The organism is Mucilaginibacter sp., assembly GCF_964263795.1.
In the GTDB taxonomy this organism is placed as follows: domain Bacteria; phylum Bacteroidota; class Bacteroidia; order Sphingobacteriales; family Sphingobacteriaceae; genus Mucilaginibacter.
Window position 1 is genome coordinate 1 of record NZ_CAXVWK010000078.1, and the last position, 22,809, is coordinate 22,809.

At 42.6% G+C, this 22,809-nt stretch carries 27 protein-coding genes; 12 read left to right on the plus strand and 15 right to left on the minus strand.

The window, feature by feature from the left end; translation table 11 throughout:
- A partial coding sequence (gene thrS, locus ACE5CV_RS13150; protein ID WP_374950640.1) for a threonine--tRNA ligase occupies window positions 1-1,532 on the minus strand: 1,532 nt, incomplete at its 3' end.
- 232 nt (window positions 1,533-1,764) lie between these two features.
- Between thrS and ACE5CV_RS13155 the strand changes: the two genes are divergently transcribed.
- Complete coding sequence (locus tag ACE5CV_RS13155; protein ID WP_374950641.1) at window positions 1,765-2,364, plus strand: hypothetical protein; 600 nt, start codon at window positions 1,765-1,767, stop codon at window positions 2,362-2,364.
- 129 nt (window positions 2,365-2,493) lie between these two features.
- On the opposite strand, the gene ACE5CV_RS13160 is transcribed toward ACE5CV_RS13155, so the two are convergent.
- The 5 genes from ACE5CV_RS13160 to ACE5CV_RS13180 all read right to left on the minus strand — a co-directional run bounded on the left by ACE5CV_RS13160 (window position 2,494) and on the right by ACE5CV_RS13180 (window position 6,921).
- Window positions 2,494-3,444: a D-2-hydroxyacid dehydrogenase gene (locus tag ACE5CV_RS13160; RefSeq protein ID WP_374950642.1), complete on the minus strand. Its 951-nt coding sequence runs from the start codon at window positions 3,442-3,444 to the stop codon at window positions 2,494-2,496.
- An 88-nt stretch (window positions 3,445-3,532) separates the two neighbouring features.
- The gene (serC, locus tag ACE5CV_RS13165) at window positions 3,533-4,600 is read right to left on the minus strand and encodes a 3-phosphoserine/phosphohydroxythreonine transaminase (protein ID WP_374950643.1); all 1,068 of its coding nucleotides are present in this window, start codon (window positions 4,598-4,600) and stop codon (window positions 3,533-3,535) included.
- Between the two features lie 151 nt (window positions 4,601-4,751).
- The gene (rpe, locus tag ACE5CV_RS13170; protein ID WP_374950644.1) at window positions 4,752-5,405 is read right to left on the minus strand and encodes a ribulose-phosphate 3-epimerase; all 654 of its coding nucleotides are present in this window, start codon (window positions 5,403-5,405) and stop codon (window positions 4,752-4,754) included.
- 125 nt (window positions 5,406-5,530) lie between these two features.
- Entirely contained in the window at window positions 5,531-6,187 is a 657-nt protein-coding gene (locus tag ACE5CV_RS13175; protein WP_374950645.1) for a 3-oxoacid CoA-transferase subunit B, read from the minus strand.
- A gap of 29 nt (window positions 6,188-6,216) precedes the next feature.
- Entirely contained in the window at window positions 6,217-6,921 is a 705-nt protein-coding gene (locus ACE5CV_RS13180; RefSeq protein ID WP_374950646.1) for a CoA transferase subunit A, read from the minus strand.
- 178 nt (window positions 6,922-7,099) lie between these two features.
- Here ACE5CV_RS13180 and ACE5CV_RS13185 point away from each other — a divergent pair, with 178 nt between their 5' ends.
- Window positions 7,100-7,669, plus strand: coding sequence for a hypothetical protein (locus tag ACE5CV_RS13185; protein WP_374950647.1), 570 nt, complete (start codon window positions 7,100-7,102; stop codon window positions 7,667-7,669).
- Between the two features lie 51 nt (window positions 7,670-7,720).
- Here the strand turns inward: ACE5CV_RS13185 and ACE5CV_RS13190 are convergent, their stop codons facing one another.
- The 3 genes from ACE5CV_RS13190 to ACE5CV_RS13200 form a co-directional block, all read right to left on the minus strand.
- On the minus strand, window positions 7,721-8,794 hold the full coding sequence (locus ACE5CV_RS13190) for an SGNH/GDSL hydrolase family protein (protein WP_374950648.1): 1,074 nt from the start codon (window positions 8,792-8,794) through the stop codon (window positions 7,721-7,723).
- A 61-nt stretch (window positions 8,795-8,855) separates the two neighbouring features.
- Window positions 8,856-11,219, minus strand: a complete 2,364-nt coding sequence (locus tag ACE5CV_RS13195; protein WP_374950649.1) for an endonuclease MutS2 — start codon at window positions 11,217-11,219, stop codon at window positions 8,856-8,858.
- Window positions 11,200-11,580 (minus strand): DUF4296 domain-containing protein, encoded by a 381-nt coding sequence (locus tag ACE5CV_RS13200; RefSeq protein WP_374950650.1) that lies wholly within the window; start codon window positions 11,578-11,580, stop codon window positions 11,200-11,202. The genes ACE5CV_RS13195 and ACE5CV_RS13200 overlap by 20 nt, the downstream gene beginning before the upstream one ends.
- Window positions 11,581-11,622: 42 nt before the next feature.
- Between ACE5CV_RS13200 and ACE5CV_RS13205 the strand changes: the two genes are divergently transcribed.
- The 4 genes from ACE5CV_RS13205 to ACE5CV_RS13220 all read left to right on the plus strand — a co-directional run bounded on the left by ACE5CV_RS13205 (window position 11,623) and on the right by ACE5CV_RS13220 (window position 14,951).
- Complete coding sequence (locus ACE5CV_RS13205; RefSeq protein WP_374950651.1) at window positions 11,623-12,312, plus strand: YggS family pyridoxal phosphate-dependent enzyme; 690 nt, start codon at window positions 11,623-11,625, stop codon at window positions 12,310-12,312.
- A gap of 107 nt (window positions 12,313-12,419) precedes the next feature.
- Window positions 12,420-12,893, plus strand: coding sequence for a GNAT family N-acetyltransferase (locus ACE5CV_RS13210; RefSeq protein WP_374950652.1), 474 nt, complete (start codon window positions 12,420-12,422; stop codon window positions 12,891-12,893).
- The gene (locus ACE5CV_RS13215; RefSeq protein ID WP_374950653.1) at window positions 12,890-13,708 is read left to right on the plus strand and encodes a DUF3298 domain-containing protein; all 819 of its coding nucleotides are present in this window, start codon (window positions 12,890-12,892) and stop codon (window positions 13,706-13,708) included. Before ACE5CV_RS13210 ends, ACE5CV_RS13215 begins: the two co-directional genes overlap by 4 nt.
- A complete protein-coding gene (locus tag ACE5CV_RS13220) occupies window positions 13,695-14,951 on the plus strand; it encodes an aspartate kinase (protein WP_374950654.1) in 1,257 nt (418 codons plus the stop codon). The genes ACE5CV_RS13215 and ACE5CV_RS13220 overlap by 14 nt, the downstream gene beginning before the upstream one ends.
- A gap of 85 nt (window positions 14,952-15,036) precedes the next feature.
- On the opposite strand, the gene ACE5CV_RS13225 is transcribed toward ACE5CV_RS13220, so the two are convergent.
- Window positions 15,037-15,756 (minus strand): TIGR00297 family protein, encoded by a 720-nt coding sequence (locus ACE5CV_RS13225; protein ID WP_374950655.1) that lies wholly within the window; start codon window positions 15,754-15,756, stop codon window positions 15,037-15,039.
- A gap of 117 nt (window positions 15,757-15,873) precedes the next feature.
- On the opposite strand from ACE5CV_RS13225, the gene ACE5CV_RS13230 reads away from it, so the two are divergent.
- The 5 genes from ACE5CV_RS13230 (at window position 15,874) to ACE5CV_RS13250 (ending at window position 18,902) form a co-directional block, all read left to right on the plus strand.
- Window positions 15,874-16,353, plus strand: coding sequence for a DUF4112 domain-containing protein (locus ACE5CV_RS13230; protein ID WP_374950656.1), 480 nt, complete (start codon window positions 15,874-15,876; stop codon window positions 16,351-16,353).
- Between the two features lie 77 nt (window positions 16,354-16,430).
- Window positions 16,431-17,144, plus strand: a complete 714-nt coding sequence (locus ACE5CV_RS13235; RefSeq protein WP_374950657.1) for a pirin family protein — start codon at window positions 16,431-16,433, stop codon at window positions 17,142-17,144.
- Window positions 17,145-17,453, plus strand: coding sequence for a hypothetical protein (locus tag ACE5CV_RS13240; RefSeq protein ID WP_374950658.1), 309 nt, complete (start codon window positions 17,145-17,147; stop codon window positions 17,451-17,453).
- Window positions 17,454-17,516: 63 nt separating this feature from the next.
- A complete protein-coding gene (locus ACE5CV_RS13245; RefSeq protein ID WP_374950659.1) occupies window positions 17,517-18,335 on the plus strand; it encodes a helix-turn-helix domain-containing protein in 819 nt (272 codons plus the stop codon).
- A 66-nt stretch (window positions 18,336-18,401) separates the two neighbouring features.
- Window positions 18,402-18,902 (plus strand): SgcJ/EcaC family oxidoreductase, encoded by a 501-nt coding sequence (locus ACE5CV_RS13250; protein WP_374950660.1) that lies wholly within the window; start codon window positions 18,402-18,404, stop codon window positions 18,900-18,902.
- A 74-nt stretch (window positions 18,903-18,976) separates the two neighbouring features.
- On the opposite strand, the gene rpmA is transcribed toward ACE5CV_RS13250, so the two are convergent.
- The 5 genes from rpmA to ACE5CV_RS13275 all read right to left on the minus strand — a co-directional run bounded on the left by rpmA (window position 18,977) and on the right by ACE5CV_RS13275 (window position 22,178).
- Entirely contained in the window at window positions 18,977-19,414 is a 438-nt protein-coding gene (gene rpmA, locus ACE5CV_RS13255; protein WP_374950661.1) for a 50S ribosomal protein L27, read from the minus strand.
- A gap of 50 nt (window positions 19,415-19,464) precedes the next feature.
- Window positions 19,465-19,773, minus strand: coding sequence for a 50S ribosomal protein L21 (gene rplU / locus ACE5CV_RS13260; protein WP_374950662.1), 309 nt, complete (start codon window positions 19,771-19,773; stop codon window positions 19,465-19,467).
- 68 nt (window positions 19,774-19,841) lie between these two features.
- The gene (locus tag ACE5CV_RS13265) at window positions 19,842-20,345 is read right to left on the minus strand and encodes a hypothetical protein (protein ID WP_374950663.1); all 504 of its coding nucleotides are present in this window, start codon (window positions 20,343-20,345) and stop codon (window positions 19,842-19,844) included.
- Window positions 20,346-20,430: 85 nt separating this feature from the next.
- Window positions 20,431-20,805 carry a four helix bundle protein gene (locus ACE5CV_RS13270; RefSeq protein ID WP_374950664.1) on the minus strand — a complete coding sequence of 125 codons (375 nt, stop codon included), beginning with the start codon at window positions 20,803-20,805 and terminating at the stop codon, window positions 20,431-20,433.
- Window positions 20,805-22,178 (minus strand): dicarboxylate/amino acid:cation symporter, encoded by a 1,374-nt coding sequence (locus tag ACE5CV_RS13275; protein ID WP_374950665.1) that lies wholly within the window; start codon window positions 22,176-22,178, stop codon window positions 20,805-20,807. Before ACE5CV_RS13275 ends, ACE5CV_RS13270 begins: the two co-directional genes overlap by 1 nt.
- A 62-nt stretch (window positions 22,179-22,240) precedes the next feature.
- On the opposite strand from ACE5CV_RS13275, the gene ACE5CV_RS13280 reads away from it, so the two are divergent.
- On the plus strand, window positions 22,241-22,768 hold the full coding sequence (locus tag ACE5CV_RS13280) for a hypothetical protein (RefSeq protein WP_374950666.1): 528 nt from the start codon (window positions 22,241-22,243) through the stop codon (window positions 22,766-22,768).
- Window positions 22,769-22,809: the final 41 nt, after the last annotated feature.

Below are 22,809 nucleotides of genomic sequence, written 5' to 3' on the forward strand. Positions count from 1 at the left end.
TTTTGATTATCGCTGCCGGTATATTCCAGTTCAAAACGCTCTGGCAGGTTGTAATCCACCTGGATAGTACCCAACTGCCATTTGCGGCCCAGGGCATCTTTTACCATGAAATCCAGTTTAGGGCCATAAAAAGCTGCTTCGCCGTACTCAACAACGGTAGGCAAACCTTTTTCAGCAGCAGCTTCAATTATAGCCGACTCTGCCAGCGCCCAGTTCTCATCAGTACCAATATATTTGGTTTTGTTCTCCGGGTCGCGCAGTGATACCTGTGCGGTATAATTTTCAAACCCTAAAGCGCTGAACACATAAAGCACAAGGTCAATAACTTTTTTAAATTCATCCTTAACCTGATCCGGACGGCAAAACAAGTGTGCATCATCTTGTGTAAAACCGCGTACGCGGGTTAAGCCGTGCAATTCGCCGCTTTGCTCATATCGGTAAACAGTACCAAACTCTGCCAAGCGTACCGGCAGGTCCTTATAAGAACGTGGTTTAGTTTTATAGATCTCGCAGTGATGCGGGCAGTTCATCGGTTTTAAGAAGAACTCCTCACCTTCCTGCGGCGTTTTTATCGGTTGGAAAGAATCAGCGCCGTATTTTTCATAATGGCCTGATGTTACATATAAATTTTTATGCCCTATATGCGGAGTGATTACTTGCTCGTAACCGGCTTTAACCTGTGCTTTTTGCAAAAAGTTGGTAAGGCGCTCGCGCAGGGCGGTTCCCTTAGGTAACCACAATGGTAAACCCATGCCCACCTTTTCGCTAAACGCAAACAGTTCCAGCTCTTTACCCAGTTTACGGTGATCGCGTTTTTTAGCTTCCTCTATCAGGTGCAGGTAATCTGTCAGCTCGCTTGCCTTAGGGAAAGTTACGCCGTAAATGCGTGTAAGCTGTTTACGGCTTTCGTCGCCACGCCAGTAAGCACCGGCCAGGCTCATTAGCTTTGCCGCCTTTATGAAGCCTGTGTTAGGGATATGCGGGCCGCGGCACAGGTCGGTAAAATTACCCTGTGTATAAAACGTGATGGCTCCATCTGGCAGGTCCTTGATCAGGTCGAGTTTGTACTCATCCCCTTTCTCGGTAAAATATTCAATCGCATCGGCTTTACTAACCGGTTTGCGGATGTATTCGTTTTTGGTTTTAGCCAATTCGATCATCTTATCTTCGATCTTTTTAAAATCGTCAGAAGATAAAGTTTGGTCGCCAAAGTCTACATCGTAGTAAAAGCCGGTTTCGATAGCAGGGCCTATACCAAATTTGGTGCCCGGGTAAAGTGCCTCTAAAGCCTCTGCCAGTAAGTGGGCTGACGAGTGCCAATAGGTAGATTTACCTTTAGCATCATTCCAGGTTAAAAGCTTCATTGCCGAATCTTCTTCGATCGGGCGGCTTGCATCCCAAACTTCGCCATTTACTTCGGCTGCCAATACGTTACGTGCTAAACCTTCAGAGATAGACTGCGCTATCTGCATAGAAGTGATTCCTTTGTCATACTGACGAACGGAACCATCAGGAAGTGTAATACTAATCATCTACAACTATGATTTAAATTTTTAATAAATAATGAATGATAACGAATCACATACTACGTGATTTGAACTTATCGCAAAAATAGGATTTTTTATATAGGTAAGAAGTAAATTGTGCTTTTGGTACTTATTAGTACCGCATTTTGAATGCGTGCTTTTATATAACCTAATTTTTTCAAATCGTTTTTTTAAGTATTTTCATGGCAACTATTCCACCCGATAATCTACAGAAATCATGATAATTTATGGTACCAGGGCAAAACTTCTTACAAGTGAAATTGTAGCAGAGCCTTGCCCTCATTGCAACTATGCGAATGTTGTACAAATGAATGTTTTTCAAAAGTGGGCGCATATATTTTGGATCCCGTTTTTCCCAATAGGAAAAACAGGCGTTTCACAATGTACTCATTGCGCGCAGGTGTTACAGCTTAAACAAATGTCGCCCTCGTTAAAGATAAGTTACGACAACATGAAAGGGAATGTTAAAACTCCTTTGTGGACATTTTCAGGATTAGGCATAATTGCCCTCATCGCGATTGTTGCTGTGATATCCGAAAGGCAAAAAGTCGAAAAGGTGAGCAAAATGTTACCTCATTTAAGAAAAGGAGATATATTACATATAAAACTTACTGAAGGCGCTTATACATTAGCAAAAGTAAACAGAATACAAGGCGATAGCGTATTTGTGCAGTTCAACAGTTACCAGACAGACCGCTCAACGGATGTTGAAAGTTTAAAAAGCAAGGATTATGTTGTCAAAGAAGAGGCTTTAACAGTAGCAGATTTAAAAGAAATGGACAAGGAAAAGCAAGTATTAGATGTAGAAAGAATGTAGCAATGCCACACTGCCTGGACCTGCTTCGCTTCATGTACTCATAATATTATTCTAATTATCTACAGGTAATAAATCAAACAAAAAAGCCCTTTACAATCGCAAAGGGCTTTTTTTTTTGATCAAAGATATTTACTTGTTAAAATGCCCGATTATCAAGCTGGCTAATTCTACACCAATACGCTCCTGCGCCTCGTTAGTAGCAGCACCGATGTGCGGTGTCAAAGAGATCTTAGGGTGCGATAGAACGGCCTGGCTTGGCGTTGGCTCGTTATCAAACACATCTAAAGCGGCAAATGATACCTGGCCACTGTTTAGAGCATTCAAAAGATCATTTTCGTTGATCAGGCCACCGCGGGAAATATTTACCAGCCCTACCCCTTTTTTAGTCTGCGCTAATTCGGTAGCACTAAATAAAGGTTTGTCTATAAATGGTGTATGCAGCGTAATAAAATCTGACTGTTTGATCACTTCATCCAGCGTGGCTGTTTTTACAGTTACGTTCACCTTTGTACCGCCTCCTAAGACAATTTCAACCTCCGGATTAAATGGATAAAGATCGTAAGCAATCACATCCATGCCCACGCCAATAGCAATTTTTGCCACCTCGCGGCCAATACGGCCAAAGCCCATGATCCCTAATGTTTTACCGCGCAGCTCTATGCCCTTGGCATAAGCTTTTTTCAGATCGTTAAATTTAGTTGCACCCTCAACCGGCATTTTCCGGTTACTGTCTGCAAGGAAACGTACGCCTGTAAACAGGTGCGCGAAAACAAGTTCAGCAACAGATAACGAAGACGATGCAGGGGTATTGTAAACACCAATGCCTTTACTTTTGGCATAATCTACATCAATATTATCTACACCTACACCGCCGCGGCCAATCAGTTTTAAATTTGGGCAGGCATCAATTAAAGCAGCCCTAACTTTGGTTGCACTACGCACGGTTAGAGCGTCAAACTCCTGTAAACGAACAGGTAATTCGTCCTGAGGGATGTTTTTAGTTTCAACAAAGAAACCGGCGTCCTCTAACATTTTTTGACCTATCGGGTCGATGCCATCATTGGCTAATATTTTGATCATGATTGGTTGATTAGTTTAAGTGGTTGATTAAGTGAATGGTTTGAAGTGGCAAGAACCACCCACTATTCACTCAATCAACTACTCACAATTACTTATTCTTTTCAGCAAATTCCTGCATAGCGTCAATCAGCACATAAACGCTGGTGATGGGTAATGCGTTGTAAATAGATGCGCGGAACCCACCTACACTGCGGTGTCCTTTCAACCCTACGATGCCTTTTTCCTCGCACAGCTTTAAGAACGGCTTTTCGTGCTCCGGATTTTCGGCTACAAAACAAACGTTCATATGTGAACGGTCTTCTGTTGCGGCAACTGCCTTAAACAAGGGGTTGCGGTCAATTTCTTCGTACAGCACTTTTGCTTTGGCATCGTTCTCTTTTTCTATAGCTTCAACGCCGCCTTTGGCTTTAAGCCAGTTTAAGGTTAGCATAGATACGTAGATAGCGAAGCATGGAGGCGTGTTGTACATCGATCCACCTTCAATCTGTACCTGGTAGTTGAACATTGCAGGTATCTTACGGCCTGTTTTGCCTAACAAGTCATCTTTTACAATAACCAATGTTACACCTGCCGGACCCATATTTTTTTGTGCACCTGCGTAAATCAAACCAAAATCGGCAACATTTACTTTGCGGCTAAAAATATCTGACGACATATCGCATACCACCGGCACCGGCGATTTCGGGAACTGGTGCATCTGCGTACCATAAATGGTATTGTTTGAAGTGATGTGGAAGTAAGCCGCATCCTCAGGAATCTTGTAGTTGGTAGGGATGTAAGTGAAGTTGCTTTCTTTAGATGTAGCAACAACTTCAACATCGCCAAAAAATTTAGCTTCTTTTAAAGCTTTGTTAGCCCATACACCTGTTTCCAGGTAAGCAGCTTTGCCGCCCTCCGGCAAAAGGTTGTAAGGTGCAAGGGCAAACTGTGTGCTTGCTCCACCCTGTAAAAACAAAACCGAATAACCTTCAGGTACGCCGAATAACTCTTTCACCAACTTTATCGCTTCATCTAACACTGCTTCAAACTCCGGCGAACGATGCGATATCTCCAGCAATGATAAACCTGTTCCGTTAAAATCAACCACTGCAGCTGCAGCCTGTTTCAATACCTCATGAGGTAAAATGCCGGGCCCGGCACCGAAATTGTGTTTCATATTGTTTGTGAAATTTTAGCTCTTGTAATATCAACTTTGTATTTTGACGTGCCGAAGTTAATAAATTCGACAACTTTAATAGACTTTATTTACATATTTTTAAAATGTACAGCTTACACTTAAAACGTTGTAGATGAGCGTTGCAAAAAAATTATTTAGGATTTTTCAGTTGCTCAATAGCAGCCGAAGGATCTGTCGCGGAGAATACAGAATTGCCGGCAACAAACACGCTGGCGCCTGCTGCGGCTAATTTAGATATGTTTGTGGCATCCACTCCACCGTCAACTTCTATCAGTAAACGTGGGTTATACCTTGTTGCCAGTGCTTTAGCTTCAGTAACCTTGGTATAGGTGTGTTCAATAAATTTTTGACCGCCAAAACCCGGATTGACAGACATTACCAGCACCATATCCAAATCGGCAACAATATCTTTAAGTAACGATACGCCTGTGTGCGGGTTGATAGCCACAGCAGCTTTACAACCCATCTCTTTGATGGCTTGCACCGTTCTGTGTAAATGCGGGCAAGCTTCGTAATGTACGGTAATACTGTACGCCCCTGCCTCGGCAAAAGCTTTAAGATAGCGGTCCGGATCGACAATCATCAGGTGAACATCCAGCGGTTTAGTAGCGTATTGTTTAACGGCTTTCATGACCGGGAAACCAAAGGAGATATTTGGGACAAATATTCCGTCCATTACATCAACGTGCATCCAGTCGGCTTGGCTCTGGTTCATCATTTCAATGTCCCGCTGCAGGTTAGCAAAGTCGGCAGCTAAAATTGATGGCGCAATTAAGTGGTTCATGCCGGTAAATATAGGTGGAATGTTTTGTGTTGTAAAGATTGTTACTTACAATGTTGAAAGGTTTATGGTCGGTCCCTCAGGTAATTTAATCCTGTAGGATTGGTATTAGAATTAAGCAATTAGCTCTATATCACCATCTCTGGTATCTCACCCTCAACTATAAGTTTACCGGCAGTAGCTTTTATAATTTCTTCGACGCTTACCCCCGGTGCCCGTTCTAATAATTTAAAGCCACCGCCGGGCAGCACGTCCAACACCGCCAGTTCTGTTACTATCTTTTTAACGCAGTTAATGCCGGTTAATGGTAAGGTACATTTTGGCAATAGTTTAGATTCGCCGGCCTTATTTACATGCTGCATCGCAACAATTATGTTTTCTGCGGAAGCTACCAGGTCCATAGCACCGCCCATGCCTTTTACCATTTTACCGGGTATCTTCCAGTTGGCTATGTCGCCATTTTCAGATACTTCCATTGCACCAAGAATGGTCAGGTTGACTTTCTTAGCCCGGATCATTCCGAAGCTTAGCGCTGAGTCAAAAATAGCTGAGCCAGGTAATTTCGTAATTGTTTGTTTGCCTGCATTTATAGTGTCAGCATCTTCTTCGCCTTCGAAAGGAAAAGGGCCCATACCTAGTAACCCGTTTTCTGATTGCAGGATAACGTCAACATCTTCGGGAATATAATTGGCAACCAGTGTAGGGATACCAATGCCCAGGTTAACATAGTAACCGTCTTTAACTTCTTTTGCTATCCGCTTTGCGATGCCCGTTTTATCTAACATGAAAATTAATTTGAAAATTTAAAAATGGTCTAATCTTCCAATCTCGTCCTTACTGTCCGCTGCTCAATCCTTTTCTCATAATCTTCGCCTTTAAAAATGCGATGCACATAGATACCCGGGGTATGAACATTATCCGGATCGATCTCGCCGGGCTCAACCAACTCCTCCACCTCGGCAATAGTAATTTTACCTGCCATAGCCATTACAGGATTAAAGTTCCGGGCTGTTGACCGATAGACCAAATTGCCTAAACGGTCTCCTTTCCATGCTTTTACAATGGCAAAATCCGCGTCAAACGCCATCTCCATCAGATAGTCTTTACCATTAAAATTGCGTATTTCTTTACCTTCTGCAACCTCGGTACCAATACCGGCAGGCGTAAAAATTGCTGGCATGCCGTAACCAGCTGCCATACAACGTGTAGCAAGTGTACCCTGAGGGATCAATTCAACATCCAGTTCTCCGCTCAGCAGTTGGCGTTCAAACTCTGCATTTTCACCAACATACGATGAGATCATTTTCTTTACCTGTTTTTGATGCAACAACAGGCCGATACCGAAGTCGTCGACACCCGCGTTGTTAGATATGCAGGTTAAGTCCTTAACCCCTTTTTTTACCAATGCCAGGATACATTTTTCCGGTAAACCGCACATCCCGAAACCGCCCAGCATCAAGGTCATGCCATCTTTAATATCACGGATCGCCTCATCAGCGCCACTCACAACTTTATTCATATCGTACAATTGGTTGCCGTAAAATTAGTTTTTTTTCTGATCAGACGCAGAATAATACTATGCAAGCATAATAAATTTACGCCTGTGAGAATGCAGGCAGAAAGCTTTTCTAAATATTTAATTTACAAACAAAAGGTTACTTGAAACCTTTATATAAGTATATCAAACTATAAACATCATGACACTAGATAACGAAGAAACTAAACCCAACGCTTACCAGGTTGAGGACGACAGCAATTTAGAAGAAAAGGACCTGCAACGGACATTCCTGTTTGGTAAGGGTGACGAAGAAAAATCGGGCGATGAGCCTGATATGGAAGCAGAGGGCGCCGGAGGCGAGCGCTTTGGTCAGAATAATGACACACCATCAGGTGATGATAAAAACAATCCATCGCAAAATGCGGGTTACAGCAACGAATATTTCCGGCGTAGCGAGCCTCTTGAGGAACATCCCGAATTTCAGAATTTTAAGGATTCGAATCAATTAGGACAGTCTAACTATAATGAAGCAAGCGGTGCTGCAGCGACGGGTCAGTCTGACGAAGAGAATAAAGGGCCGGAAAGGGATTCTAATGACAACAAACAAGATCAGAATACCTCTTACCAGACAGGTACAGCTGATAACGAAGGTGCTACAGAAGACGACGACAATAGTGTGGCCGGATACGGCGAACTACCCGAACAACAAAAAGTTGGCGGTACGACCGAGAGTACAGACAACGAAAATAACAAGCCCGTTGCTGACTAACTTATAAAATGGTTAAGCTAAAGTGCCTCAATACTATTGAGGCGCTTTTTTTTACCACTTTGTTTTACTTTTAATAAAGGCTGTGAGATCTTTTGCCATAGCGGCCTGCTCTTTTTCACTTGGGTGGCCGCCTGTATTTTTGTAAGGAAAGAAATGTGTAAAAATTGCTTTATCTTTTAACTGCGCCACAGCCTTTTCAATATAGCCAGGCCATGGCGAACCGGTTTTTGTGGCATCCATATTCCCCAACGCGCAAATTATCTTCGCATCAGGGTATTTTGAGCGAATGGCTGAAATGAAATCGCGGTAGGCCTTTACAATGAATTCCGGTGTGGGTGGTGTGTTGCCAAAATGTTTCTTAAACTGCTCATGCTCAAAATTTTTAGTGAGCCAGGAATCATTTTGAAAAAGGTTAATAACCACCACCTCTGGTGTATATTTACTAAAGTTCCAAAGCGTATTTGGGTCATTGGCGGCCGTGCGGTTGTATATGTCGGGCATAACATAGTCAAACCAGCTGATTATTACCCCTATTCCACTTTTCGCAATAACGTTTACATCGGCATCTAGGTAACGGGCTGTGATGCTGGCGTATGATTTGTAGCCATTTTCAAACTCGGCAGTTCCTCTATCTTTCCCCTCTTTGTCTTCGATCGCAAAACCGCAGGTGATTGAGTTACCATAAAATTCAATCCGGTGTTTTGGCGCCGGCGGATTAAGCAGGGGCCCATCAATGTTAAAATTGTAGAAGTACAATTTGCCCATATCATATTCAGTACGTTTAAACAGCTGCAATGTGTGTTTGCCAGCAGGCAGATGGCTTGCCAAAACGTATTCCTTTTTATCCTGGGTCGGCTGTATAATAGTTCTTACGCTATCATCAATAATTACGGTAACACGGTCATTTCCGGAGTCATCGCGGAGGGTTGCTTTAGCCGATTTACCCGTAAAATTAATAATAACCGATGATGCTGTCCAGGTAAGTTCAGCCGCATCGGTCTTCATCTCTATCCGCCCCATATAATGGATCTTCGGATCGCGGAAATCAATAATATTTTGACTATAACTATAGGATACGCAGATAAGCGTGTAAAATAAAATAGCTGCCAAGAATCGTTTAACCATTTTGATTAGTCGTAATTAATTAAAGATGAAAACGGAAAAAACGCTTGATGCAAATACGAAACTATTTTAAGTGCACGTAAGTAATACCATCGCCGCCCCTGTCCGGATGCTCATCTTCCATGCGGTCTACCTGGTCATATTTTTTTAGGTACTGACGGATCATCTTCCGCAAGATACCATCACCTTTACCATGTAAAACTTTAAGGGTGCCAAATCCCATCATCAAGGCCCTGTCAAAAAGCTTTTCAATGGCAAACAAGGCGTCCTCTGTGCGCATACCGCGTACATCTATTTCCGGACTGAAACTGGCAATATCGCTGGTGCTGGTATTGTTGCTCCGCCTTATTTCTTTTGGCACAGTAGATTTAGCCACTTTCTCTAAACGTTTGCGTTTAACCACGGTGCGCAGGTCCCCCATGGCGATTACCACATTGTCCTTAATCAGTTCTATCACCTGGCCGGTAGTATCACCATCGGTCAATTTTACCCAGTCGCCGGGTTTGATATCTTCGTCTGTCGCAGCTTTCTGTTTCGGTGCTTCGGCCTTGACCGTATTCTTTTGCAGCTCCACGGTCAGGTTATCTCGAAGGGCTTTGGTCACTTCCTTGTCGGCATTACTGCTTTTAATCTCCGCTATCGTATTTTCTACCAGCTTGTTGGCGTTCAGGATGATGTTTTTCGCTTCCTGCTTGGCTTCTTTAAGCAAGCCTTTGCGGTTCTCATCCAAAAAGGCCTTTAGCTCTTCATTTTCCTTAAGCAGCGAATCTACCCGCCTTTGCTGACGGTCCAGTTTCTGTTTGGTATCGAAGATCTCTTTCTTCTCCCGTTCCAGGTCAACCAGCAAAGTGTCTACCTTTTTTTGGCCGGCGCTGATCTTATTTTTAGCCAGGTTAAGCACGTTTTGCGGCAAACCTATCTTTTGCGCTATTTCAAACGCGTATGAACTGCCCGGCTTACCTACTTCCAGCCGGTACATAGGCTGCATTTCGGTATTGTTGAATAGCATCGATGCATTCTCAATCCCTTCCGCCTGGCTGGCAAATATCTTTAGATTAGAGTAGTGGGTAGTTACCATTCCCCTCACCTTTTTATGATTTAGCGCCTCTAAAACCGCTTCGGCAATGGGGCCGCCAAATTGCGGGTCGGTACCGGTACCAAACTCATCGATCAGAATAAGCGTTTTACCATTGGCATCCTCCACAAACTTTTTCATCTTGGATAGATGGGCGCTGTAAGTACTCAGATCACTTTCTATCGATTGATCATCGCCAATATCTACAAAAACCTGCCTAAATACGCCCGCCACACTATCGGCATCAGCAGGTATCAATAAGCCTGCCTGAACCATCATTTGCAACAAGCCAACGGTTTTCATGCAAACGGATTTACCTCCCGCGTTAGGGCCTGATACTACAATAAGACGGGTCCCCTCATCTATCCCGACATTCAGCGGAACAACTGATTTACCTTCCTTTTTAAAATTAAGATAAAGCAGCGGGTGGCGTGCATTAAGCAAACGCATCCGTGCTTCGTTGACTACTTTCGGCATCTCTGCCTCTATATCTATAGCGAATAACGCTTTGGCGCGCACAAAATCAAGCTTGGTAAGTAATCCGTGATAAGAAAGCAATAACGGTACGAACGGTCGTAACTCATCGGTAAGGCCGGTAAGGATGCGGATGATCTCCCTTCGGCGGTCAAACTCCAGGTCGCGGATGCGGTTATTCAGTGTGAAAACTTCTTCGGGTTCCAGATAAACCGTTTGTCCCGAGGCCGATTCGTCATGGATAAATCCCTTCACCTTGCGCTTATTCTCGGCTAGTAACGGGATACAGAGCCTGCCATCGCGTACCGTAAGCGATCCGTCGGCCGTCCATCCGCTACCGGTGGCGGCTTTAAAGATCTGGTCTATCTTTTTACGCGCTTCCTGCTCGGCCTTGGCAATACCCGAGGTAATATCCATTAGATCGCGCGATGCATTAACCCGCATTTTCCCTTTAGGGTCTATCACTTGGTCAATCTTTTTGAGGATTATCTTTTCTATCGGCAGGTGTTCAAATAGCGCCTCCAGGTTGGGGTAAACACCTACCCGCTCGCTAAAATATGCGATAACGGCAAACACAGTGGTTAATGATGCCTGCACCTGCGCAAACTCATCCTCTGATAAAAATGAGCCCTCGATACGCGCCTTATTAGCAAGTGTTTTAATATCATAGAAGTTGTTGATAGGCAGCGCGGCGTCGCTTTCTAAAATAGCTTTAAACTCATGTGCCTGGCTTAAGAATTTATAAATCAGGTCATAGTTGCTCATCACCTGAATTTTATCAACCATTTGCTGGCCCATTACACTCAAACAATGCGCCTTTATCAGCTCTTTTATTTCGGAAAATCCCAGTTTGTCGGCACTATTGGACGGGTATAGCATTTTTTAATTTTTTTGTGCCAATTTTAGTTACTGAATCGGTTTTAAATTTGATAATGCTTTGTACACTATCATATATCGCCTGGATCTGCTCTGGCTTGGTCGAGTAATATTTGAGGCTTTTCTTAAAGTTGGCATCATTGGTTTTGTATTGTTTAAATACAGCACGGTATTTATTTACCCCATATTTATAGATGCTATCCGGTAGTTGCTGTACGGAATACAGCTGCCCGTCAACCAGGTGCAGATCAGTAAGCAGTCCAACCATTTGCTGCTCGGGAATTATACCGGGTGGCGGCGCATCATCGACACATGAGGCAAAAAATGCCAATACTGAAAAAAACAAGATTATATATTTATGCATTCTGTAATTTAGCGGCGTTTATGAAGACAAAATTACGGATAAATGAGCATTGCAGATAACATCATCAGTTTAAAAAAGGAAACCGCCGCTATTAACGTTGCGCTGTTGGCCGTATCAAAGACTAAACCGGTAGCCGACCTGATGCAGGCCTACGACGCAGGCCAGCGTTTGTTTGGCGAAAATACCGTGCAGGAGATGGTGGAAAAGCAGGAAGCAATGCCTAAAGATATTGAGTGGCACCTGATAGGACATTTACAAACCAACAAAGTAAAGTATATTGCTCCGTTTGTTACGTTGATACAATCTGTTGACAGCATTAAGCTGTTGCAGGAAATAAATAAACAAGCCCTTAAAAATAACCGCGTTTTAGATTGCCTGCTGCAGATCTATATTGCAGATGAAGACACCAAATTTGGCTTAGGGTTTGACGAGGCGATTGAGCTTCTACGCAGCGAGGAATTTGCAGCGTTGAAAAATGTACGCATCCGCGGGTTAATGGGAATTGCCACCAACACCAGTAGCGAAAAGCAGGTTAAAGAAGAGTATTATGAACTCAAAACATTTTTTGACGGCATAAAGCTCAGCTACTTCCGTAAGGAAGATTGGTTCAATATCCTGTCGATGGGTATGTCTGCAGATTACAAACTCGCTATCGAACAGGGCAGTAACATGGTTCGCTTGGGGAGTACTATTTTCGGCAGCCGGGTGATGAAAAGTAAAAGTCTAAATTAGAATTAAAGAATACTTAGATATACCCAAACATTTCCGGGATAAAAAAGACAGCAATCATTTTGAAAATTTCAAAATTCTGCAAATCCTGATTCAGATAAATTTATACAATGAACCCAATCATAAGAGTAGCCACGAAACAAGATTGCCCCCGGTTATTAGAGCTTATCGTTGAACTGGCTGTTTACGAAAAAGAACCCGATGCTGTGACCGTTACGCTGGAGCACTTTGCCGACGCCGGCTTTGGCAGTAAGCCTGTTTGGAAGGCCTACGTAGCCGAGGTGGAAGGCCTTATTGTCGGTTTTGCGATGTATTACATCCGGTACTCTACCTGGAAAGGTACACGCCTGTATTTGGAAGACCTGATAGTGACCGAGGAATATCGTGGCAAAAAGATTGGCAAACTACTCTTTGAAACATTGATAAAAGAAACTAAAGAATTGGGCATGAGTGGCATGGTTTGGCAGGTACTGGACTGGAATGAACCCGCCATTAACTTCTACCAAAAATATGGCGCGACTATTGAAGCTGGCTGGTTAAACGCATCATTAACTGCAGATCAAATTCAAAAATTAGAGCTATGAAACTTACCTCCCTCCTTTTATCGGCTGTTTTAGGTTTGTCCGCTTGCGAATACGGAGCACCGCCAAAAAAAGAAGTTCATCCGGTTGTTACCGATACGCTTGTTTACAACTACAAAAGTATTAACCAACGTGCGGCCGACTGCGGCAACAAGGCTGATAGTGCCTGCACTACCATAAAAATACATTATCCGGTATTTAAAGGCAAAACACTGCTTAACGATACGTTGAAAAGCCGGCTACTAAAAACGTTTATGTTATCTGAAAAGCCGGATACCAGCCTGGAAAGTATGACTGCCAATTTTATGAAGTCGTACACGGACTATAAAAAGACCAGCCAGCGCGAAAATATGTTTTATGAACTGCAGCTGCAGGCAACGGTAATTCGGCAGGACTCGGCACTAATATCATTGGAATATGGTGGTTATGTTTTCCAGGGTGGTGCGCATGGGGGCAGTTTTACCGGTTTTGTAAACTGGGATACCAAATCTAATAAAAAAGTTTTGCTGAAAGATATTCTGGTTGATGGCTACGAATCGCAGCTTACCAAAATTGCCGAGGATATTTTTAGAAAGAATGAAAAACTGAGCCCAACAGAATCTCTGGAGCCTAATTACTTTTTTAAAGATGCTAAATTCGCACCTAATCAAAACTTTGCAATAACGCCAATGGGCCTGCGCTATATGTACAACCAGTACGAGATAAAGCCATATGCCGCAGGGCAAACAGAGTTGTTTATCCCCTACACAAGCATCAAATCGTTAATACGCCCTAAATCTGTTATCGTTCAATTTAAACAAAAAAATGCTGGTATTTAAGTTCGGTGGTGCATCGGTTAAAGATGCGCAGGGTGTTATTAACTTAGGTAATATTGTTAAAAGTTACCCGGCCGATCAATTAGTGGTTGTAGTATCTGCCATGGGTAAAACCACCAACGCCCTGGAGCGCCTTACCAACGCCTATGTTAATGGCACCGAAGATGTACATGAAGTTTTTGAGGAGATAAAGGCTTACCATTATCAAATTCTACATGATTTGTTCGGCGACGTTCATCCGGTTTTTGACGATATTGCCAACACCTTCGTTGAAATAGACTGGATGATTGAGGACGAACCTCACGACGATTATGACTTTATTTATGACCAGATCGTGTCGGTTGGCGAACTGGTATCAACACGAATTGTAAACGCCTGGTTCAATCATGCCGGTATTACCAGTAAATGGGTTGATGTACGCGGATATATACAGACAGATAACACTTACCGGGAGGGTATTGTTGATTGGGATAAAACCTGCGCCATTATTCAAAGAGATATCCCGCCGATGTTAAATACCGGCGTAGTGGTAACTCAAGGATTTTTGGGTGGCACATCAGAAAACTTTACTACCACGCTTGGCCGCGAAGGGTCGGATTATACCGCTTCTATATTTGCATCGTGCCTCGGCGCGGAATCGGTCACTACGTGGAAAGATGTGCCCGGCATACTCAATGCCGATCCGAAACATTTCACAGATACCATCAAGTTTAATGAATTAAGCTACCAGGAAGCTATCGAGATGACTTATTACGGTGCCAGCGTCATCCATCCTAAAACCATAAAACCACTGCAGAATGCTAAAATCCCGCTGTTGGTGAGATCGTTTATTCATCCTGCCGATGCTGGTACCGTTGTAAAGGACGGTGCTGTTAATGCCTTTACCAAGCCGGTTATCATTATAAAACAAAACCAGGTGCTGCTATCGGTATCGGCGGTCGATTATTCTTTCATCTCTGAAGTTCACTTGAGCGAGATCTTTAGCTTATTCGCTAAAAATCAGGTTAAAGTGAACGTAATGCAAACATCTGCACTAAGTTTTACAATTTGTATCGATTTGCTACCGGGCCGGTTTGAAAAGTTGTTGGAGGCGTTAAAGGTTGCGTTCAAATTGAAGTATAATGATAATCTTACGCTTATTACCTTGCGCCACTACACCGAAAGCGCTGTAGCCGAACTTACAGCCGGCAAAACAGTACTGTTGAAGCAGACCAACAGGAACACAGTACAGCTTGTTTTAAAGTAAATTGTAAGGATTCGTTTATAGAATATAGGTAGGGGTTATGGCGGTTGATAATTATAATCCGGAGAAACCATAACGACCAAGGAAATTAGCTATGAAAAACCTTTATCATAATCCAGCAACTTATAACTGCAACTGCGGTATTCAAAAAATTCACTGCATTGTTGTTTAGCCGATTTTTTCGCTCTAAGGTTGCGCCCAAAACAGAATCGGTGAGGTTACCTATAGTGCCGGCAATGATGATGAATAAAGAATTTATATTCCATCCAAACCCCAGGCTATAGATCAGGGAAATAACAGCCGATCCCGCTACGCCGATCAGCGTACCTTCTAAACTGATTACGCCGTCCCTACCCTTTTGATCAGGTTTAAGGGTAACAATATTGTAAAACCGCCGGCCAAATACCGTCCCTAATTCTGATGATAGGGTATCGGCAGTTGCAGACGCAAATGCAGCAGCTGTTAAGATGACTAATACTGTGGCCTGATCTTGCAAATAATAAGCCGCTGTTCCAAGTAAAGCGGCCATGCCACCATTGGCTAATACCTGGCCCGCATCCCGCTGTTCGGGATCATTATATTCCGGGTTAAGCTTGCGTTTAGCTGACTTACCGAATGATGTTGCTAACACAGACAATACAAAGAATGCTCCCAGCATTGCTATTCCTATAAAACCCACGCCCAGGTAAATAGCGATTGCCACGATCCCTCCGGTTAAAATTCCGGGTGCTGTTAATTTTTTGGATTTATAAGTAGCCAGCATGGCGGCGGCCAGTAGAAAGATAAAGATAATGTTGGGTAATTGCATAAAACGTTGGGCCTAATATAGCCGAACATATTTATAATGTAACTTAATCAGCAGTCAAGAAAATAAGCAAACACGTTTGCCAACAAAACAATTAACCTCTTTGTTTATTGATCAATTGTGGCAAATAACAATAACAAACAGGTACAGCTTAGCGGCCAGTTAAAATGGGTAGAACGGATCGCCTCGGTAATGGACGATAAATTTCGTATTCCAGGTACAAGTTTCCGTTTCGGACTTGATCCGATCATGAACCTCATCCCTTTCGCAGGCGACGCGTCCGGGTTTGTGGTTTCTGCTGCACTGCTGTATGTAATGGCCAAAAACGGTGTCAGCCGCAAAGTACTGATCTTAATGACGATCAACATTTGTATCGACGCTTTATTGGGTGCAGTTCCGCTGCTTGGCCAGGTAACCGACTTTTATTTCAAGGCCAATACCCGGAATATCCTACTGCTTAAAGAACATTATCAAGAAGGTAAACACACAGGCGATGGTAAAGCCATAATTGCCCTGCTCCTGATTATACTGGTTGTATTTTTTGCAGCAACTATCTATGTAAGTTACCTGGCTTTTCGCTGGCTTTTTAATCAATTTTAGAGAGAGCCAACATCTCTTAATCTACATTAAGTTGCAGCACACTGTAGTGTCGTAAATTTGATCTAAAAGATACAATCATGAGTAATACGATTATACATAAGGCTGCTACCCGTGGCATGGCTGATCTGGGTTGGTTAAAAAGTGCACAAACATTTAGTTTCGGAGGTTTTTATAGCCCCGATCGGATGGGTTTCGGTGTGTTGCGGGTATTGAATGATGATACGGTAGATGGTGCCATGGGTTTCGGTAATCATCCTCACGATAACATGGAGATCATATCAATCCCGTTGGAAGGTGAACTTGTACATCAGGACAGTATGGGTAATGAAACTGTTATTAAACCTGGCGAAATCCAGGTGATGAGTGCAGGTACGGGCATTTACCATACTGAATATAATAGAGACGACACCGAACCTGTTAAATTTTTACAGATATGGCTTTACCCAAACCAGCGAAACGTAGCTCCAAGATACGACCAGAAAACTATCGATATGGGTGAAAAAAATCTGCTGCATCAGATATTATCCCCTGATGCCGACGATGAAGGCGTGTGGATTTACCAGAACGCCTGGTTTAACATGGGTAATTTTGAAGCCGGTAAAGATGTTATTTACAATTTGAAAGATAACGCAAATGGTGTATATGCTTTTGTCCTAAGCGGCGATGTAAACGTTAACGGGCAATTACTAAATAGCCATGATGGGATGGGGATAACTGGCACTGATCAAATTCACATAAAGGCTGAAAGCGATATGCAAATTTTGTTAATGGATATTCCAATGAATTTGTAAATGGAAAACGCAACACGAATACTGGTTGTATGCACTCATCAAGGCATTACTGAAACTATTTTACGATTAATAAATAACAATCCGGCGTGGCATGCGACAGGGGTTTCAACGGTATCTGACGCTGAAAAAGAGCTTAACGATACATCTTATGAACTATTGTTGTTAGGTAATGGCTTATCGGCTGATGAAGAGTTGCAGCTAAGCACTTCAGCAAAATCTATAAATGATGCTATTAAAGTTATCCAACATTTTGGCGGCGGAAGTGGATTGCTGTTTGCAGAGATCTATGAGGCGCTTGGAAGAGGTTAGCAATTATGTAATGCGCTATACATTGTAAATGACTGCCAAATGTGTTACCTTAACTAAATAATTATGCGGCCAAGCTTTTTTACTCCTAATCCTGCATTACGTGATTATATCAGTCACATAATGGTGGTAGAGGTAAGGTTTGATAGCCAAAAATTGCAGTACAGCCCATTTCCACCCACCCCACAGCACGCTATAAATTTTTATCCGCGCGATGCAGCTACTGCGTATGATAGTAAGGGCATTACACAAAAGTTACCGGAGAGTGTTATCGTTGGCCCACAAGTTACCCGGGTAAACGTAGCTATGGGTATGCACCACATTATTGTTTCGGTAGCGTTTATGCCCGGCGGGATGCACAGGCTGCTCAAAATACCTATGCATGAGCTATATGACGAGCCGTTTGATGCTACGCTTTTACTTGGCCGCGAAATTGCCAATGTGAATGAACAACTGCGCGAAGTAAATACCCCGTCTGCAATGAAGAATGTAGTAGAGCAGTATCTTTTGCGCAAGCTTCCCTATTCCCCTTTATCGCCTTGGGAACATGGTATGAAAACCCAACTACAGATGCAGGGCTTATTTTCTATTGAAAAAGCAGCCGCTTTATCCTGCCTTAGCCTGCGCCAATATGAGCGGCGGGCAAAGGAGGTTATGGGATATTCGCCTAAAGTTTTCTCCAGGCTGATCCGTTTTTCTAAAGCTTACCGGTTAAAGGAGAGCCAGCCAACGCTTAGCTGGACTTATATTACCCACGCATGCGGATATTTTGACCAGATGCATCTTATAAAGGATTTCAAGGAATTTGCCGGCGCGCTACCGGGCGCCATTGGTAAAGAGATAAACAATGCGCCTAACCTATTGCAGGAACATCTCCGTATTTAACTTGTCGCTTTTTTACTATTCCGGTGTTACCTGGTGAGGTAGTTTTACGAAAAAAAACACTTTATCATGAAACAAACAATTATTGTATTAGGAATTCTATTATCAGCATTTTGGGCAAGTGCGCAAACTAAAAATGCCGATGTTAAGGCGATTGAAAAGCAGGTAGATGCTATGGTTAACAGCTGGAACAAACACGATCACAGTGGTATGAAAAATTACTGTACGTCGGACTGTAGTTGGGTGAACATTGTAGGCATGTGGTGGAAAGATCTTAAAGAGGTTGAGTACGCTACACAGTTTTATCATACAAACATGTTCAAATACACCACCATGACTAACAAAGGCGTATCTGTAAGGATCATTAACCCTACCACAGCGCTTGTCCAATTTAAAAGTTATGTAAGCGAGTTCACCACTCCAGACGGGAATAAGATCCCGGGCAGCGATGATATAGCCCTGCTGGTATATGTAAAGCAAAAAGGTAAATGGCTAATGACTGCGGGCGAAAATGTAGTAATAGACCCGGTTGCAAAAAAGAACGATCCCATATTACACATGGGTAAATAATCTTAAATTCCTGCTAACAAAAAAGCCCCGATCTTTTGATCGGGGCTTTTTTAATATTGTGAGCTTCGTTATAATTACTCAGCTACTGCTTCTTCAGCGTCAGGCGCTTCTTCTTTTTTTACTTTAGGTGCTGCTGCTTTTTTAGCTTTAGGAGCTTCTTCAGTAGTATCTGCTGCCACAGGTGCTGCAACTTCCACTGCTTGCGCTTCTGCGTTAGCTTTAGGTGCTGGAGCAGCATCTTCTGCTACCGATGCAGTTTCAAAAGGAATCACAGAAACATATGAACGGTTATCTGCTTTCTTTTTAAATACAACGTTACCTGCAGTTAATGCGAATAAGGTATGATCTTTACCGATACCTACGTTAAGGCCCGGGTTGTGTTTGGTACCACGCTGACGTACAATGATGTTACCTGCAATTGCTGGCTGACCACCGAAAATTTTGATACCTAAACGTTTGCTATGTGATTCGCGGCCGTTTCTCGAACTACCGGCCCCTTTTTTGTGTGCCATGCTTAATATTTTGTTGTGACCGGATGAACATCAGGTCGGTTAAAATTTAATTATAATGTGATACCTGTGATCTCGATCTTGGTAAACTGCTGACGGTGACCATTTTTTTTCTGGTAACCTTTACGGCGTTTTTTCTTAAAGATAATTACTTTATCACCTTTTAAATGAGACACGATTTTAGCAGATACTTTAGCGCCCGATAGGTCTTGACCTAATTTAAAGCTACCTTCATTTTCTGCTAACAATACCTGGTCAAATTCAATATTAGCGCCTTCATCCCCTTGTAAACGGTGTACAAAGATCTGCTGGTCTTTCGCAACTTTAAATTGTTGCCCGGCTATACTTACTATTGCGTACATTGTTATTTAATTATTGTTTTAAATTTTGAGGTGCAAATATATGGATTAATAAATTAATCTGCAATGCATTATTTGCTATTTTTTTGGCGGGCTTCAGCCTCTTCAAGTACCTTTTGCAGCTCTTTTATCAATCGTTGATTGGCATCTACCAGCTTCTCATGACCGTCGTAAGCCTCATCAAATATTACGCTTTTAGATTTGCGCTGATAGTTGAACTGTATTACGTACCGTGGCGATCTCGTTTTACGTGTAGGCGCAAGTTCTTTTGCCGGGAAATCCCAAAAGCCCAGGTCAGCAGCTTTGCGGTGCAGATACAAAAAATCGTCTTTAGTTAACTTCAACTTCATTTTTATGACCGAATCACGGGTGTTAACGAATTGGTAATCGCCTGTACGCGAATCGTACTTGTTTAGCAGGCTATCGCCGTAACCGTATTCGAATTGTATCGACTTAAACTCCGAAAACTTGTAAGGTGCGTTTTTAACCATCATACCATAGTAGTAAACGCAATACAGTAAAAATGGCACGATAATGCTCATTACCAGGAATATCTTTTTAGCCTTGCTTGACATTTATTAATTTACTGATTTATTCAATTATTGATTTTTTTGTCACGGTTTTTCTTGAGGCCGAAACTACCTTTAATATTTGCATTGCCTAGTCAGAAAGTAGGTCTAATTCTGATCCTTTGGCAATCTCTGCTTCAACCAAAATTTCCATCCAAAATAATGATTCGTCAGCCTCTTCTACAACTATTGAAAGCTTAGCATGGAATTCGGCCTGAGAACGGGTGCGACAGGCAGCCCTGTAATATGCCCCTACTGATAAAGAGGAACGTATTAATTGCCTGCCTATTATTTTCGCTTCTTCTGTTTTAGGTAATGTCCTGAAGAATTTGATATTATCTACAACAAATTTCTTTGTCCTTTTTTTAAAGGCTTCTGCCCGTTCAATTCTTTGCGTGTCCATAAAACCTGTCAATCGATAATCTATAATCTGTAAATTCAATAAATCACTAAATCGATAAATCATTAATTATTTAGCTCTCCCTCCCATTTGCTTACTACGGCGGTTGCCATGGCGTTACCTAATACGTTGGTGGCAGAACGGCCCATGTCAAGCAACGGGTCTATCCCGATCAGCAATGCCAGGCCGGCTTCCGGAATATTAAACAGAGATACGGTGCCTGCAATTACCACCAGCGATGCGCGCGGCACACCGGCTATACCTTTGCTGGTGAGCATCAGGATAAGTAGCATGGTTAACTGTTGTTCGAACGAGAGGTGAATGTTGTAGGATTGTGCCAAAAATAATGAAGCGAAGGTCATGTACATCATTGAGCCATCCAGGTTAAATGAATAGCCTAAGGGCAATACAAAGCTTACAATCTTGTTGTTACAGCCAAATCGTTCCAGTTCTAACAGCACTTTCGGGTAGGCGGCTTCGCTGGTTGATGTACTAAAGGCGATCAGCATGGCATCTTTTATATTGCCAACCAGATTAAATGCACGTTTCTTCAACACCACAAAACCGGCAAAAATAATCACCATCCAAAGAATAACCAGCGAAAAATAAAATTCGCCAATAAAAATGGCATAGGTGGACAATATGCCCAGCCCCTGTTTAGCAATAATAGCCGTTATGGCGCCAAAAACTGCAAGGGGCGCAAGTTGCATCACATAGCCCGTAATTTTTAAAATAACGTGTGATATAGCATCCAGCGCACGGATTACCACCTCTCCTTTCTCTCCGATAGCAGCAGTTGCCACACCAAAGAACAGGGAGAAAACTACGATTTGCAGAATCTCGTTATTGGCCATTGCCTCAGTAAAACTTTTTGGTACTACGTGTCCGATAAACTCACGCAGCGAAAGAGCTGTTTTTTTAATATCCGTAGCTAAATGGCTGTCGGGCAAAGGTAAATGCATGGCTTCGCCGGGTTTAAATAAATTAACCAGCAACATCCCTAACAATAACGAGATAAGGGTGGCGCTCAAAAACCAAAGCAGCGTTTTACCTCCTATACGGCCTACAGCTTTGATATCCCCAACTTTGGCAACACCCACAACCAATGTGGTAAACACCAGCGGCGCAACGATCATTTTGATTAGCCGCAGAAAAATATCACTTAAAACGGTAAAGCCAACCAGCTTATCCTCACGTGAAATATCCGCTTCTTTACGTAACTTGGCCTGTACGGTCCGCTCAGTTTTAAGCGCTTTAAAGTTGGCTGTGGTAGTATCTTTTACAAGCAAAAGCTGGCCGTCAATAGTTTTTATGTTAGCTTCGGCAGCGCTTATCTTGGTATTAATATTGTTAATGACAGTAGCATTGTAAATGTAACCGGCTATAACGCCCAGTACAAGCGCCACAAAAATATACAGAGTCAGTTTGCTTTTTTGCATCTCATTATTTGGTGCCGCTAAACTACAAAATTTACTATGTTGCAGAAAGTTTAAATATCCGCATGAGCATTACTACCTACGGCCTACAACAAATTAAGAAAGAGCTGCAGCACTTGCCGCAGGAGCAACTGGCCGAGTTGTGTCTTAGGCTGGTACGTTATAAAAAAGAAAATAAAGAATTGTTGGCCTACCAATTATTTGAGGCACACAACGAGCAGGATTTTATAGAAAGTGTTAAGGCCGAGGCCGGGTTTATGTTTAGCCAGCTGCCCCCGCAAAGTTACTTCACGGCTAAAGGGTTGCGTAAGATTCTAAAAATGCTTACCAAGTACACAAAATTTATTGGTACCAAACCAGCCGAAATTGAACTGCTGCTAAACTTTTGCCAAAACTATTTGCAGTACGTGATTAAGCAAACATCTTACAAACCTATCCGACTGATACTCACCCGACAGTTAGATAAGATTAAGGTTAGCATTGGCAAGCTGCATGAGGATTTGCAGTTTGATTACAGTCAGGATTACAACAAACTGCTGGACGATGCGGACAACAAGCTGCCCTGGATAAATAAAAAAAGTTACCTGTTGTAACTTTTATGGCGTTTATTTGTCAAACCGTAAATTAATTAACA

Excerpts from the sequence above, each read along its gene's own strand:
- ACE5CV_RS13155 (WP_374950641.1), top strand. The coding sequence starts at position 1,765 with ATGATAATTTATGGTACCAGGGCAAAACTTCTTACAAGTGAAATTGTA.
- ACE5CV_RS13160 (WP_374950642.1), bottom strand. The coding sequence starts at position 3,444 with ATGATCAAAATATTAGCCAATGATGGCATCGACCCGATAGGTCAAAAA.
- serC (WP_374950643.1), bottom strand. The coding sequence starts at position 4,600 with ATGAAACACAATTTCGGTGCCGGGCCCGGCATTTTACCTCATGAGGTA.
- rpe (WP_374950644.1), bottom strand. The coding sequence starts at position 5,405 with ATGAACCACTTAATTGCGCCATCAATTTTAGCTGCCGACTTTGCTAAC.
- ACE5CV_RS13175 (WP_374950645.1), bottom strand. The coding sequence starts at position 6,187 with ATGTTAGATAAAACGGGCATCGCAAAGCGGATAGCAAAAGAAGTTAAA.
- ACE5CV_RS13180 (WP_374950646.1), bottom strand. The coding sequence starts at position 6,921 with ATGAATAAAGTTGTGAGTGGCGCTGATGAGGCGATCCGTGATATTAAA.
- ACE5CV_RS13185 (WP_374950647.1), top strand. The coding sequence starts at position 7,100 with ATGACACTAGATAACGAAGAAACTAAACCCAACGCTTACCAGGTTGAG.
- ACE5CV_RS13190 (WP_374950648.1), bottom strand. The coding sequence starts at position 8,794 with ATGGTTAAACGATTCTTGGCAGCTATTTTATTTTACACGCTTATCTGC.
- ACE5CV_RS13195 (WP_374950649.1), bottom strand. The coding sequence starts at position 11,219 with ATGCTATACCCGTCCAATAGTGCCGACAAACTGGGATTTTCCGAAATA.
- ACE5CV_RS13200 (WP_374950650.1), bottom strand. The coding sequence starts at position 11,580 with ATGCATAAATATATAATCTTGTTTTTTTCAGTATTGGCATTTTTTGCC.
- ACE5CV_RS13205 (WP_374950651.1), top strand. The coding sequence starts at position 11,623 with ATGAGCATTGCAGATAACATCATCAGTTTAAAAAAGGAAACCGCCGCT.
- ACE5CV_RS13210 (WP_374950652.1), top strand. The coding sequence starts at position 12,420 with ATGAACCCAATCATAAGAGTAGCCACGAAACAAGATTGCCCCCGGTTA.
- ACE5CV_RS13215 (WP_374950653.1), top strand. The coding sequence starts at position 12,890 with ATGAAACTTACCTCCCTCCTTTTATCGGCTGTTTTAGGTTTGTCCGCT.
- ACE5CV_RS13220 (WP_374950654.1), top strand. The coding sequence starts at position 13,695 with ATGCTGGTATTTAAGTTCGGTGGTGCATCGGTTAAAGATGCGCAGGGT.
- ACE5CV_RS13225 (WP_374950655.1), bottom strand. The coding sequence starts at position 15,756 with ATGCAATTACCCAACATTATCTTTATCTTTCTACTGGCCGCCGCCATG.
- ACE5CV_RS13235 (WP_374950657.1), top strand. The coding sequence starts at position 16,431 with ATGAGTAATACGATTATACATAAGGCTGCTACCCGTGGCATGGCTGAT.
- ACE5CV_RS13240 (WP_374950658.1), top strand. The coding sequence starts at position 17,145 with ATGGAAAACGCAACACGAATACTGGTTGTATGCACTCATCAAGGCATT.
- ACE5CV_RS13245 (WP_374950659.1), top strand. The coding sequence starts at position 17,517 with ATGCGGCCAAGCTTTTTTACTCCTAATCCTGCATTACGTGATTATATC.
- ACE5CV_RS13250 (WP_374950660.1), top strand. The coding sequence starts at position 18,402 with ATGAAACAAACAATTATTGTATTAGGAATTCTATTATCAGCATTTTGG.
- rpmA (WP_374950661.1), bottom strand. The coding sequence starts at position 19,414 with ATGGCACACAAAAAAGGGGCCGGTAGTTCGAGAAACGGCCGCGAATCA.
- rplU (WP_374950662.1), bottom strand. The coding sequence starts at position 19,773 with ATGTACGCAATAGTAAGTATAGCCGGGCAACAATTTAAAGTTGCGAAA.
- ACE5CV_RS13265 (WP_374950663.1), bottom strand. The coding sequence starts at position 20,345 with ATGTCAAGCAAGGCTAAAAAGATATTCCTGGTAATGAGCATTATCGTG.
- ACE5CV_RS13270 (WP_374950664.1), bottom strand. The coding sequence starts at position 20,805 with ATGATTTATCGATTTAGTGATTTATTGAATTTACAGATTATAGATTAT.
- ACE5CV_RS13275 (WP_374950665.1), bottom strand. The coding sequence starts at position 22,178 with ATGCAAAAAAGCAAACTGACTCTGTATATTTTTGTGGCGCTTGTACTG.
- ACE5CV_RS13280 (WP_374950666.1), top strand. The coding sequence starts at position 22,241 with ATGAGCATTACTACCTACGGCCTACAACAAATTAAGAAAGAGCTGCAG.